The following is a 12,891-nucleotide window of genomic DNA, read 5'->3' as shown; positions in this document are numbered from 1 at the left end:
ATTTATCTGAGGTTATTGCATGTCCTTTTTTTCTGATACCGAGGCTGAACTTCTTCAGAAGCATCTCTCCCGCCGCTCCCTGCTTGGTGGGGTTGCTGCGGGTGGTGTGCTTGTTACGCCTCTGGCCCTGCTGGGAAGTCGTAGCGCACGGGCTGCTAGCGGAAACGCCCCGGCAGAGATCACAGTGGCCGGGGCTCATCAGGCCCCCATCCCCATTGTGGTTCCGGATTTTGGACCGGGGCTGGGGAATCAGATTTCCGGCGTGATTTCTTCTGACCTTTCCAGCACAGGGCTGTTTCAGGTCATGGGGGGCACGGTGCCGGCTTCTGTTCAGCCGGACTTTTCGGCACTGAAGGCTCGTGGTGCCCGTGTAGCTGTGGCCGGGAGTGCTACAGGGGCTGACCATGTACGGGTGGAGATGCGCCTGTGGGATGTCGTGGCAGGCCAGCAGATGGAAGGCCGGGCCTATACGGCTTCTCCGAGCAACTGGCGTCGTATTGCCCATATCATTGCTGATTCTATCTATAAGCGTCTGCTGGGTGAGGATGGGTATTTTGATACTCGTATCGCTTATATCTCCCGGACAGGCCCACGGCGCCATCAGGCCACACGTCTTGCCATTATGGATCAGGACGGTGCCAATGCTCATATGTTGACCAATGGTAACTGGCTGACGTTGGAGCCACGCTTCAGCCCTATTAGTGAGCAGTTGGCCTTTCTGTCCTACGCTAATAATCGCCCTCGTGTGTATGTGTATGACCTCAACACGGGGCAGCAGACCATTCTTGGCACGTTTGAGGGCATTTCCTTTGCACCGCGCTTTTCTCCAGATGGGCGGAGCATCATTCTTTCGGCCACGACTAAGGATGGTGGGGCGGATTTGTATCTGATTGATCTGGCCACCCAGCACCGTCGCCGTCTGACATCGGCACCGGGTGTGATTGATACTAGCCCGTGCTTTAGCCCAGATGGTCAGAACATCGTCTTTAACTCCGACCGTGGTGGCTCGCCGCAGCTGTATGTGATGAGTGCGAACGGTGGAAATGCCCATCGCATTTCTTACGGTAATGGTCACTATGGGTCGCCTGTATGGTCCCCGAGAGGTGATCAGATTGCTTTCGTCCGTATTGGCTCGGGTGGCTTCACCCTTGGCGTGATGGGGCCAGATGGTGTTGGGGAGCGGTCTCTGACACAAGGCTTTACTGTGGAGAGCCCAAGTTTCGCACCAAATGGCCGGGCACTGGCCTTCTGCCGCCAGAATGCAGCGGGTGCCGGTGGTGCGGGCTTTACCTCTTCTATCGCTGTGATTGACGTAGCGGGTTTCAATGAGCATATCATTCCCACTACGACAGGGGCTTCTGACCCAGCATGGTCGCCGTTGCGGCGCTAAGCGTAGGGAACGGTTGTTTGGGGCTATGGGAGACGTTGCGCTTCCATGGCTCTGGTAGCTTTCGGGGCTGCCATGCGTCTTTCCTCATCTGCATCTTGCAGGTGGGTGAAAACTCCCCCATTAACTGGGGTGCATCTTTTTGCAGGAGATTGTCATGAAGTTGAAGATGTTCGCTGTGCTGGGTATGGCCTGCGCTCTGACCGCCTGTAGTGGTGACCATAAGAACCACGATAATGACGGTGATGGGCAGAACACCCAGCAGATGAGTCAGGGCCCGGTTCCGGGTAGTCAGGCTGATCTGGTCGCCACTGCCGGGGACCGTGTTTATTTCGAGCTGAATAAGAATCAGCTTAACAGCGAAGGTCGTGCCACGCTGGATAAGCAGGCTGCTTGGCTGGCTCGCTACCCTCAGGTCAATATCCTGGTTGCTGGTAACTGCGATGACCGTGGTACGGAAGAGTACAACATCGCTCTTGGCCAGCGTCGTGCTAACGCTGCCCGTGAGTATCTGGAAGCCAAGGGCGTGGCCCCGGCCCGTATCATGACGATCTCTTACGGCAAAGACCGTCCGACAGCTGATGGCGATACACCAGAAGCATGGGCACAGAACCGTAACGCTATTACGTCTGTCCGCTAAAGCAGGCCCGGTTCCGGGAAACCTGTAGAAGGGGCGGTGGTGCCCTTTCAGAAAAGGTCGGGCCGGTTTGCTTAACCGGCCCGATTTTTATGTGCGATTATTGCCTGTCCGTTGGGAGATGAGATCATGCGTCATTCTGCTCGGCCTGTTCTGGGTCCTGTTTCAGCCACTCTGAAGGGAGCATTGGGGGCTCTGCTGCTTTCCTGCACGGCGATTGCGCCCCTTGGCTCTGCCTGGGCGGATGCTGGTCTCTCGCGCGAAGCTATCATGCAGCAGCATCAGGCATTGGCCCGTCAGCATGGTAGTAGCAGTGACGACGGCACAGGCAGTCTTGATGATCAGGGTGATGATCTGTCCGCTCCCTTGCCGGTAGCATCTAGCAGCAGTGGAAGTAGGTCTTCTGAAGGGAGCTCTTCAGGTCGGAGTAGCGGGGACTTGGTTGCCAACCTGCTGGAGCGTGTGAATTCTCTGGAAGGGCAGGTGCGGGAGATGCATGGCCAGATAGAGCAGATGAGCAATCAGCTTCATCAGGATGAAGCGACGATGACCAAGCAGCTCGGGGATATGCAGTTCGCCCTTGAGAATGGCCATCATGCCGCAGCCCGTCCCTCTGCCGCGGCTGAAACATCTGCTGCTGCTCCGGCAGCCGCACCACATGTGGCGTCTACCACGGAGATGTTGCAGGCTGGCCGTGCGGCTCTGAAGGCCCATCAGTATGAGACGGCTGAAACACAGGCCCGTCAGGTACTTAAGCAGAGCAAAACAGGTTGGAGCCACACAGAAGCCCAGTATCTACTGGCGCAGTCCCTTGCTGGTCAGAAATCCTACAAGAATGCGGCTTTGACCTATTACGATGTATATAGCCATTCACCGGAGTCTCCTCGGGCACCAGAGGCTCTGTTGGGTGTTTCAGCTTCCATGTTGGCGTTAGGGAACAAGACGGCATCTTGCGAGGCATTGCGGCGGCTCCATAAAGAATTCCCCAATGCTTCGGCTCGTGTGAAGTCTTCTGAGAAAATCTTCAGTGAACGGGCTGGCTGTCATTAAGAATAACGCCAGAGAGGGTAGAGAAGAGCCTGTCACGCAGAGTGAATTTGCCTCTCTTATGGAGAGGCTCGGGCCTGTAGGGCCGGATGAGGCGGCGCATTCGCTCTGTATTGCGGTGTCCGGTGGTGGGGACTCTATGGCCTTGGCGCTGTTGGCTCGGCGATGGAGGCGGAACGTTCTGGCTCTGGTCGTGGATCATGCTCTGCGCCCAGAATCCGCCGAGGAAGCCGCCTTAACCTGCCAGCGTTTGGCTGCGTTAGATATTCCTTCACGGCAACTTACGTTAGGGCCTCTGAAACCCGGCGGTATGCAGCAGCGGGCTAGAGAAGCACGGTTTGAAATATTGGAAGCTGCTTGCGTTGAAGCTGGAGGGTCTGTTTTGCTGGTCGCTCATCATGAGGCAGATCAGGAAGAAACGCTCTGGATGCGTCAGGAGCGGGGGAGTGGGGCCCGGGGGTTATGTGGCATGGCAGCCCGCACCGTTCGGGGGCGAATCACGCTGTTGCGGCCATTGCTGGGCATCAGGCCGGAACGCCTGCGGGAGACGCTGCGGCAAGCTGGCGTGGTTTGGTGTGAAGACCCTTCTAATCAGAATCGTCGGTTTCGCCGTGTAGAAGTCCGGCAGGACCTGACCGATGATGAGCGGCGGGAGATGCATGATATCAGGCGACAGGCCTGTGCCGAACAACAAGACACGGAGCAACGGCTGGCAGCACATGTTGCCAGCTGTGTGGCGTGGCAGCCGGAAGGGTGGCTGAAACTCACCACTGATGCTCTTCTGTCCTCATTAGGGGATGAGTTGCTGGGGCGGTTGATCCGCCTTGTGGGCGGGCAGGATTATGTGCCAGAGCGTCAGGCTGTTTCGGCTTTGCGGCAGGCGGGGACGGGGTCTTTAGGACGGACCTGCCTGGCTCCTCTCCGGGGGCGAGAAGCCGGTTGGATGTTGTATCGCGAAGCCCGGAATCTGGAAGAAAAAATATCAGCTCGACATGGGCAATGCTGGGATGGGCGTTGGCGTTATATAGGGCCGGACCGCCCGGATGCGGTGATTGCGGCTCTCGGGCCGCATCGGCGGGAGGGGCGTGGTATACCGGCCTGCGTTCTGCCTGCTTTGCCAGCTTTGTGGGCGGGGGATGAGCTGCTTGCCGTACCAGAGGGAGTGAGGGGGCTTCCTCCTGGCCTGCCCCGTGTAGCCTTTGTGTGGGATGGGGGAGCTCCCCTAACAGGGGAACGGGACTGGAGCGGCTGAAACTAGCTTGATAAATGCGGCGAGATGAGGGTTTTTCATCCATTTTGCCCCGATGGGGGTGGGAACGCCGCCAGAAATACCTATCTTGAAGGGACTAAGTGTGGTGTGGGCTCTGCCCCTGTGCCCCGATTTGTGAGGTGTTTGTAGAGATGAAAAACATTGGCCGTAATGTTGCGATCTGGGTGGTTGTTGTCCTAGCGGCCATCGGCATGCTGGCGGCATTCCAGCCGGGGGGGAGTCGGCAGGCTGTCCAGAAGATCGCTTATTCCGACTTTATGCATGATGTGGAACGCCACGAGGTCCGTTCTGTTACCATTCGGGAGCAGAATATTTCCGGTGTGCTGACTAATGGGACGTCCTTTGAGACCTACGCACCGTCAGACCCTGCAATGGTCTCCAGGCTGACAGATTCTGGGGTGGAGGTCACCGCCCATCCGCCGCAGAGCGATGATAACCCTATCCTTCGCTATATTGCGGCTTATCTGCCGATCATCCTGATGCTTGGGCTGGGCTTCATGGTTTTCCGCCAGATGCAGAATGGCGGGGCTGGTCGTGGTGCCATGAGCTTCGGTAAATCTCGTGCCAAGATGATGGTGGAGAAGAAAGGCCGTGTCACCTTTGCTGATGTGGCCGGTGTGGAGGAATCCAAAGAAGAGCTGGTCGAGATCGTAGACTTCCTGAAGGACCCACAGAAATATACCCGTCTGGGTGGTAAGATTCCCAAGGGTGTTCTTTTGGTTGGTCCTCCCGGTACTGGTAAGACCTTGCTGGCTCGTGCTGTGGCCGGTGAGGCAAATGTACCGTTCTTCAGCGTGTCTGGCTCTGACTTCGTGGAGATGTTTGTCGGTGTCGGTGCGTCTCGTGTTCGTGACATGTTCGAACAGGGTAAGAAGAATGCTCCCTGCATCATCTTTATCGATGAGATCGATGCCGTAGGCCGTCAGCGTGGTGCTGGCATGGGCGGCGGCAATGATGAGCGTGAGCAGACACTGAACCAGATGCTCGTTGAGATGGATGGTTTTGATAGCAATGAGGGTGTCATTCTCATTGCTGCTACCAACCGTCCGGATGTGTTGGATCGTGCCTTGTTGCGTCCGGGTCGTTTTGACCGTCAGGTGGTTGTGCCCAACCCTGACGTGAAGGGGCGTGAGAAGATTCTTCAGGTCCATATGAAGAAGCTGCCACTTTCCTCCGACGTTAATCCGAAGGTGATTGCCCGTGGAACAGTTGGGTTCTCCGGGGCGGAGCTGGCCAATCTTGTGAATGAGGCTGCTTTGTTTGCGGCTCGTCTGGGCCTGCGGACGGTCAGCATGGCGCAGTTTGATGAAGCCCGAGATAAGGTGATGATGGGAGCGGAGCGTCGTTCCGCTGTCATTGATGATGCTGAGAAGAAGATGACGGCCTATCATGAGGCAGCTCATGCGCTGGCATCTTATTTCAGCCCCGGTTCCGACCCCATGCATAAGGCAACGATTGTGCCGCGAGGTCAGGCCCTAGGGATGGTTCAGTCTCTGCCAGAGAAGGACAATCTTACCTATAGGCGGCAGTGGTGCTTTTCTTGGATTGTCATCTGCATGGGTGGCCGTGTTGGTGAGGAGGTCATCTTTGGGCATGATCAGGTTAGTGCCGGGGCCTCTGGTGACATCAAGAGTGCGACCCGTACAGCACGGAGCATGGTCACGCAGTGGGGGATGAGCGATAAGCTCGGTATGATGGATTATGGTGATGCGGACCAGATTTCCGGTATGACAGCCCGTGAGGTGGATCAGGAAGTCCGTAAGATTCTGGATGCCGCTTATGCGACTTGCCGTCATATCATCCTGACGCACATGGATGCCCTGCATCGTGTGGCGCAGGCCCTGCTGGAATATGAGACCCTGACTGGTGAAGAGATCGGGCGTCTCATCCGCGATGAGCCTCTGGGCCGGACAGATGATGAGGATCAGTCCTTCAGTGGGCGTAGGCCTTCTGTACCGTCTGCGGGCGGTGGGAGTGTGGCACCGGCCGGCGGGCTGACGGCTACCCCCGGAACTGTCTGATATAATAGACTGTTCGTTGATAAGTGGGACGGGCGTATGGCGGTGGCTATACGCCCGTTTTGTTTACGAAATGCTTGCGTATCAAGGGAATGGCTGGCATTTCAGGGGGCGTTTCATGGTGTAACAGGTGGGCCTGTCCTGTCGGCGACCGGTAGAAAGCAGGCAGAGAGACAGAAAAAACAGAGGGGAAGTCATGGCAGACAGGCGGATGTTTTTCGGCACTGACGGTATCCGTGGTACGGCCAATACGGCACCCATGACGGTTGAGATTGCTCAGAAGTTGGGGCAGGCGGCGGGACTTTATTTCTGCCGGCAGGGCGAGACAGGGAGACAGCACCGCCATACGGTTGTACTTGGTAAGGATACACGCCTTTCTGGCTATATGATCGAGTGTGCTCTGGTCTCGGGGTTTCTGTCCGCTGGTGTGGATGTGGTGTTGCTGGGCCCACTGCCAACTCCGGCTGTTGCTTTCCTTACACGTTCTCTGAGGGCCGATCTGGGGGTTATGATCTCAGCATCCCATAATCCATTTACGGATAATGGGATCAAGCTGTTTGGTCCGGATGGGTTTAAGCTCTCCGATGCGGTGGAGAAAGAGATTGAGGCCCTCATGGCAGAAGACCTGAGCGGCCAGCTAGCCTCTCCTGCGGCCATAGGGCGGGCCTCTCGCCTGAATGACGCTGCCGGGCGGTATATTGAGAGTGTCAAATCCTCCTTTCCCCGTGGGTTGCGTTTGGATGGTCTGAAGATTGTCCTAGATTGTGCGCATGGTTCTGCCTACCGTGTGGCACCTGCCGCCTTGTGGGAGCTTGGGGCAGAGGTCATCACCATCGGGGCTTCGCCGGATGGTCTGAACATCAATGATGGTGTTGGCTCCACCCACCCAGAGGCTCTTTGCGAGGCGGTGCGTGCCAATAAGGCTGATTGCGGCATTGCGCTTGATGGTGATGCGGACCGTGTCCTGTTTGCTAATGAGCGTGGCGAGTTGGTGGATGGTGACCAGATACTGGCCCTTATCGCTACGCTTTGGAAGCGCATGGGATGGCTGAATGGTACCGAAATTGTGGCGACTGTTATGTCCAATATCGGGCTGGAAGAGTATCTGAAAACACAGGGGCTGAGCCTGCATCGCACAGCAGTTGGTGATCGTTACGTTGTAGAGCGTATGCGCCAGACTGGCGGAAACTTGGGCGGGGAACAGTCTGGCCACATGGTGTTGTCCGACCATGCGACAACGGGGGATGGTCTTTTAGCCGCTCTTCAGGTTCTGGCAGCGTTGGTAGACTCTGGCAGACCTGCAAGTGAGCTCTGCCACCTTTTTACGCCATATCCGCAGACCTTGAAGAATGTGCCCTATAAGGGCACAAACCCCATGCAGAACCCAGCTCTGGGAGAGATTGTCCGCTGGGCGGAAGAGAAGCTTGCTGGGAAGGGGCGTCTCGTTTTGCGGGCGAGTGGTACGGAACCTTTGATCCGTGTGATGGTGGAAGCCCGGGATGAGGCACTAGTAGCGGATGTGGTGGAGCGGGTCAGTGCTCACATCCAGCAGCTGGCAGTTAGCTAAACAATACATGAGGATTCTGCGCAGAGAAGAAGCCCCCGAGCCTTTGGCAACGGGGGCTTTTTTGTTAGAGCATTGATAGCGTAAGAAGAAGGGGCTGCCTCGGCATCTGCCCCTTTTTCTGTTTTAGCCAGCCTGACGCATGGGGGGAGTCCCGTCAGAAAAGGGCTGCGGGGCAACATGGTTTGCGCCGTTGGATATCGCGGCTGGGTCTTGCAGAATGTAGCCGCGGCCCCAGACGGTAGTGATCATATGCTCGGCCCCAAAACGCTGGAGCTTACGGCGCAGCTTGCAGATGAACACGTCGATGATCTTCATCTCGGGCTCATCAATGCCGCCATAGAGGTGATTCAGGAACATATCCTTGGTAAGGACAGCGCCCTTACGCAGAAGGAGCAGCTCCAGAATGGAATATTCTTTGCTGGTCAGGTGCAGGAAGTGACCATTGACGCTGACCATCCGGCTCTCCAGGTCCAGCTCTAGCGGGCCGACACGCAGGCGTGGCTCGGAGATGCCATAGGCACGGCGGGTTAGGGCCTGAATACGGGCCTGTGCCTCGTTTATATCGAAGGGCTTTGTCACATAGTCATCAGCACCAGCGGAGAAGGCAGCAACCTTGGTGGAGGAATCCATCCGGGCAGACAAAACCATGACAGGCGTTGCGATGCGGGAGCGCCGAAGCTGGCGGATCAATTCTTCCCCTGGTAGGTCAGCCAAGTTCAGCTCGGTTATGAATAGATCATAATCGTAGTGCTTGAACATGTTGAGAGCTTCATCAGCGGTTCTGACATGGTCGACCGCATAAGAAGATTTTTCCAACACCTTCACCAGATAGTTTACCGCAACGCTGTCGGTATCAGCGATGAGAATACGCATAATTTCAACTCCCCTTGGACTGGTTGTAGTATGGAAGATATTTTTTATAGGATGCAACCTTTGATTGTTTTTCTTGTAATCCATACAACTAGAACAGGAGCTACTTCTGCTCCTCGTATGGGGCATTTTTGTGTTGAGTAGATGATAATTTAATGTCGTCTTTTGCTGTGAGAAAGAAAATAAGGGGGGTAGGCTTCAATAATTAAGATGAATACTTATACCTTTGTGTGTATCAATCTATGTATATTCAATTTTAGATGAATATCACAGGAACGTGAAAAGCGTTTTACTAAATAAAGAAAAAATTAAAATAAGCATGCCGCCACATTAGAGCAAATTATCGAACACACTTATCGGAATAACTTTTCTTTTTTTACGGAGTGGGAGCCGCTTAATAATTTTTTACGCAAAGAAATAAAACCGCTTTACTCCCATTTTTATGGAGCAAAATAATACAATTAGGAGTCTGGAAGTCCGAATCGCTTTAGGCGTCGCCAGGCTCTGCCGTGCTGGATGCCAGAAGCTGGGTGATCTGTTCTGGCGTGCCAATCAGCGCACAAGCAACGGGATGTGTCTTATCTGCAACCAGTACAAGGCGTGTCTGTGTAGAGCTGGGAAAGAGGTCGGTCTCCAGCGTGAAGACAGACGCATCCTGCTGCCCCTGTGTCTCCGCCCCGCGGGCCGCCTCGCTAAGGAGGCGGGCACTGATGCGCTCCAGCGCAGGGAGGAGGCGGCTGGCTGTTTGCTCTTCCGTCTCGCCTCCCTCCGTTGTGGAGTGGCGATGATGGGCGATGAGCTCGTTCCAGCCCGCACGGGTTAGAAAACTAGGAATCCCCGCCTCTGGTGTAGTCCGTTCGGCACGAAGGATGAGGCCGTTCTGGGCAAGAGAGAGGATATCCAGTTTGGGCAGGCGGGTTGGATCAAGCGTGATGGCCATTAGACCCACTCACCAGAGCGCATGAGAGGAACTTTCTGACCGTCCTTCACCCCATCGATATCGATTCTGTCGGAACCGATCATCCAATCGATATGGATGATGGAGTGATTGGCCCCACGGGCAATCAGTTCATCCTCGCTTAGCCCGTCAGGGTCGGTCATACATTTTGTGTAGGCTTGGCCGAGGGCGATATGGCAGGCGGCATTCTCATCAAACAGAGTGTTCTGATACAGGATGCCACTCTGGGAGATTGGGGAGGAGTGAGGAACAAGGGCAACCTCACCAATGCGGCGAGCCCCTGCATCACTCTCTAGGATGCGGTTTAGCACATCTTCGCCTTTGCTGGCGTGAGCCTCCACAATGCGGCCTTTCTCAAATCGGACCTGAATCCCGTCGATCAAGGAACCTTGATGAAAGAGCGGCTTAGTGCTGGAGACGGTCCCTTCCACACGGGCGCAGTGCGGTGTGGTGAAGACCTCTTCTGTCGGAATGTTCGGGTTGCAGACAACGCCATTTCTGGCCTCCTCAGACCCACCAGCCCAGAGGTGACCATCAGCCAGCCCGACCGTTAGGTCTGTTCCCGGCCCGGTGAAGTGCAGGGCGTCAAAGCGGCGGTCATTGAGCATGGCGGCACGGGCATGGAGGGTCTTGTTATGCTCCGCCCAAGCGGAGACAGGGTCTGCCACATCCACACGGGAGGCATGGAAGATGCCGTTCCACAGAGCTTTCAGGGCTTCATCTTCTGGGAGGTCGGGGAAGACCTGTTGTGCCCATGCTGGGGTGGCACAGGCGATGATGTTCCAGTTGATGTCAAAATTGGTGATGCGCTCCATAGCAGGACGATAGGCTGCAGAATTGGCCCGGCTAACACGGGAGATATGGTCCGGGTTCTGGTCCTTCAGCAGGGTGGGGTTCCCCCCTGTGATGGCCATACGGGCGGCCCCGTTGCCAAAAGCCTCTGCCATGCCATTGGCTAGCCAGCCCGCAGCGGTGTCGAAGCCGTCCTCGTGCCCGTGAATAAAGCGGGCTAGCGTGGTTTCATCATCCTGATACAGCGTGGTGACGAGAGAGGCCCCAGCCTTGTAGGCGTGGGCGGTAATACGCCGGATGAGAGGTACAGCCTCCAGCCCTGCTGTGATGATGAGTTGCTGGCCGGGTGTGATGTTCAGCCCTGTACGGACGGAAACTTCAGCCAGACGGTCCAGAAGCTGCTCATGTGTGAAAGGTGATGTGGGCATGGGATAATCTCGTGAAATGATGATGTTTGGATGGAATTAGAGAGACAGGATTTCATCCAGTGCCTTCAGCAAGGCATCCATTTCCTCATCTGAGCCGATGGTGATGCGGAGCCAGTCGCTGATGCGGGGGCTGCTGCCCTGATGGCGAACGATGATAGCCCGCTCCCGCAGAGCATTGAAGAGTGTATCAGACGAACAGTCGGGGTGATGCACCAGAATGAAGTTACCTACAGAGGGCAGAACCTTCAGCCCACGCTCCCGCAGGGCTGTGACGGTGCGGTCCCGTGTGGCGATGATGCGGCCTACGGTTTGTTCCAGCCATGCTTTATCCCGGACAGATGCCTCCGCCCCGGCCTGTGCAGGGCGGGAGAGGGGGTAGGAGTTGAAGCTGTCCTTCACCCGTATCAGCCCTTCGATCAGCTCGGGCGAGCCGATAGCATAGCCTACACGCAGCCCCGCCAGCCCGGAGGATTTGGAGAAGGTACGGGTAACGAGTAAATTGGGGTAACGCTGCGTGAGTGGCACGACACTCTTGCCACCGAAGTCAACATAGGCTTCATCAATGATGACCGTCTGGGTGGTGAAGCGTTTTAGCAGCGACTCAATAGCCGATACAGGCAGACCGATACCAGTATTGGCGTTGGGATTGGCGATGATGATGCCGCCAGCCGGCCCCTCATAATCCTCCACGGCGATGGTGAAATCATCCCGCAGGGGAATAGTACGGTACTCCAGCCCGAACATCTGGCAGTAGATCGGGTAGAAACCGTAGGTCACATCGCTAAACAATATCGGCGCATCATTGCGGAATAACGCCTGGAAAGCATGGGCGAGGACTTCATCAGAGCCGTTCCCAGCGAAGATACATTCAACTGGAACCTGTTCCTGTTCGGCAATGGCCGTACACAGGGCGAGGGCCGCCGGGTCGGGATAGAGGCGTAGGCGGTCATCTGCGCTGGCCTTTATGGCTTCCAGCGCACGAGGGGACGGGCCGTAGGGGGACTCATTGGTGTTTAGCTTTATGAGCGTGGCCATGCGGGGTTGTTCGCCGGGGACGTAAGGCTGGAGGTCGTGGACCTTCCTGTTCCAGAACTGGCTCATTGTGCCGTTGCCCCATCAAACAGGCTGCCTAATCCCTGGCGGTGAGCAAGGTCACGGGCGGACAGGCCCTCGGCATCACGAATATCGGGGTTGGCACCATGTTCCAGCAGCATACGGGCTATGCCCTGCCGCCCGAACATGATGGCAAACATGAGCGGCGTGCGTCCAGCATGGTTGGCTTGATCAATATGCGCTCCACGTTCCAGCAGCAGGAGGGCAATGGCCTCATATCCTTTAAAAGCCACACCGGAGAGAGCCGTAGCTCCCTTGGCATCCACGCCATTCGGGTCGGCCCCGTTATCCAGCAGCAGGCGAGCTGTGTCGAGCTGGTCGTTATAAGTGGCGACAATCAGTGGGGTATAGCCGCGGCTGTCGGCGCAGTCGGCAGGCATTCCGGCTTCGAGAAACTGTCTGACCAGATCATTCTCTCCATTGCGGGCCGCATCGATGAAGAGAGCGGTGATCTGCTCTGGGGTGAAGGACATTTCGGGCTGCGTCATGGATGGGCTGCCTTTGTGATAAAAGAATGTGCACGCATGTGGCCTCCGAATGTCCTGCCTGTTTGCGGTCAGGTCAAGGGGGAAGGCCCTCTCTGATACGTCGGATATGTGATTGATGCAGGATGGATGGAAGAGGGCAGCCTGACCGGAATCTGCCGTAGGGTCTGACAGGTGCGACCTGTCTATACTCTGGAGGTAGGAAAATTGACCTTATTTGTCTGTTGGGCATTGCGTTCTTTCGCAGGATAAGGCCACTTGTGAAATATCCGGACTATGACAGGCCGTGTTAAGGGGCATGAGCCTGACATGGGAGACC

The 12,891-nt window shown here is 56.2% G+C and carries 11 protein-coding genes; 6 read left to right on the top strand and 5 right to left on the bottom strand.

Annotated elements, in window-relative coordinates; genetic code table 11:
• Positions 1-19 precede the first annotated feature (19 nt).
• The 6 genes from tolB (at position 20) to glmM (ending at position 7,926) form a co-directional block, all read left to right on the top strand.
• The gene (gene tolB, locus CPA57_RS03515; RefSeq protein ID WP_182081453.1) at positions 20-1,390 is read left to right on the top strand and encodes a Tol-Pal system beta propeller repeat protein TolB; all 1,371 of its coding nucleotides are present in this window, start codon (positions 20-22) and stop codon (positions 1,388-1,390) included.
• A 154-nt stretch (positions 1,391-1,544) separates the two neighbouring features.
• Positions 1,545-2,027, top strand: coding sequence for a peptidoglycan-associated lipoprotein Pal (gene pal, locus CPA57_RS03510; RefSeq protein WP_077396525.1), 483 nt, complete (start codon positions 1,545-1,547; stop codon positions 2,025-2,027).
• Positions 2,028-2,153: 126 nt separating this feature from the next.
• Positions 2,154-3,074: a tetratricopeptide repeat protein gene (locus tag CPA57_RS03505; RefSeq protein WP_182081452.1), complete on the top strand. Its 921-nt coding sequence runs from the start codon at positions 2,154-2,156 to the stop codon at positions 3,072-3,074.
• On the top strand, positions 3,052-4,323 hold the full coding sequence (gene tilS, locus CPA57_RS03500; RefSeq protein ID WP_326831336.1) for a tRNA lysidine(34) synthetase TilS: 1,272 nt from the start codon (positions 3,052-3,054) through the stop codon (positions 4,321-4,323). The genes CPA57_RS03505 and tilS overlap by 23 nt, the downstream gene beginning before the upstream one ends.
• A gap of 149 nt (positions 4,324-4,472) precedes the next feature.
• Entirely contained in the window at positions 4,473-6,362 is a 1,890-nt protein-coding gene (ftsH, locus tag CPA57_RS03495) for an ATP-dependent zinc metalloprotease FtsH (protein WP_182081451.1), read from the top strand.
• Between the two features lie 193 nt (positions 6,363-6,555).
• Positions 6,556-7,926, top strand: a complete 1,371-nt coding sequence (gene glmM, locus CPA57_RS03490; protein WP_182081450.1) for a phosphoglucosamine mutase — start codon at positions 6,556-6,558, stop codon at positions 7,924-7,926.
• Positions 7,927-8,049: 123 nt separating this feature from the next.
• Here the strand turns inward: glmM and CPA57_RS03485 are convergent, their stop codons facing one another.
• The 5 genes from CPA57_RS03485 to CPA57_RS03465 form a co-directional block, all read right to left on the bottom strand.
• Complete coding sequence (locus tag CPA57_RS03485) at positions 8,050-8,799, bottom strand: response regulator transcription factor (protein ID WP_182081449.1); 750 nt, start codon at positions 8,797-8,799, stop codon at positions 8,050-8,052.
• A gap of 484 nt (positions 8,800-9,283) precedes the next feature.
• The gene (locus tag CPA57_RS03480) at positions 9,284-9,736 is read right to left on the bottom strand and encodes a hypothetical protein (RefSeq protein WP_182081448.1); all 453 of its coding nucleotides are present in this window, start codon (positions 9,734-9,736) and stop codon (positions 9,284-9,286) included.
• Positions 9,736-10,974 (bottom strand): aminopeptidase, encoded by a 1,239-nt coding sequence (locus tag CPA57_RS03475; RefSeq protein WP_182081447.1) that lies wholly within the window; start codon positions 10,972-10,974, stop codon positions 9,736-9,738. Before CPA57_RS03475 ends, CPA57_RS03480 begins: the two co-directional genes overlap by 1 nt.
• Positions 10,975-11,010: 36 nt before the next feature.
• The gene (gene hisC / locus CPA57_RS03470) at positions 11,011-12,075 is read right to left on the bottom strand and encodes a histidinol-phosphate transaminase (RefSeq protein ID WP_182081446.1); all 1,065 of its coding nucleotides are present in this window, start codon (positions 12,073-12,075) and stop codon (positions 11,011-11,013) included.
• Positions 12,072-12,575 carry an ankyrin repeat domain-containing protein gene (locus CPA57_RS03465; protein WP_182081445.1) on the bottom strand — a complete coding sequence of 168 codons (504 nt, stop codon included), beginning with the start codon at positions 12,573-12,575 and terminating at the stop codon, positions 12,072-12,074. Before CPA57_RS03465 ends, hisC begins: the two co-directional genes overlap by 4 nt.
• Positions 12,576-12,891 lie beyond the last annotated feature (316 nt).

This window comes from Bombella favorum (genome assembly GCF_014048475.1).
GTDB classification, from domain to species: Bacteria; Pseudomonadota; Alphaproteobacteria; order Acetobacterales; family Acetobacteraceae; genus Bombella; species Bombella favorum.
The sequence above is the reverse complement of the archived record's forward strand: the minus strand, read 5'-3'. Positions and strand labels throughout refer to the sequence as shown.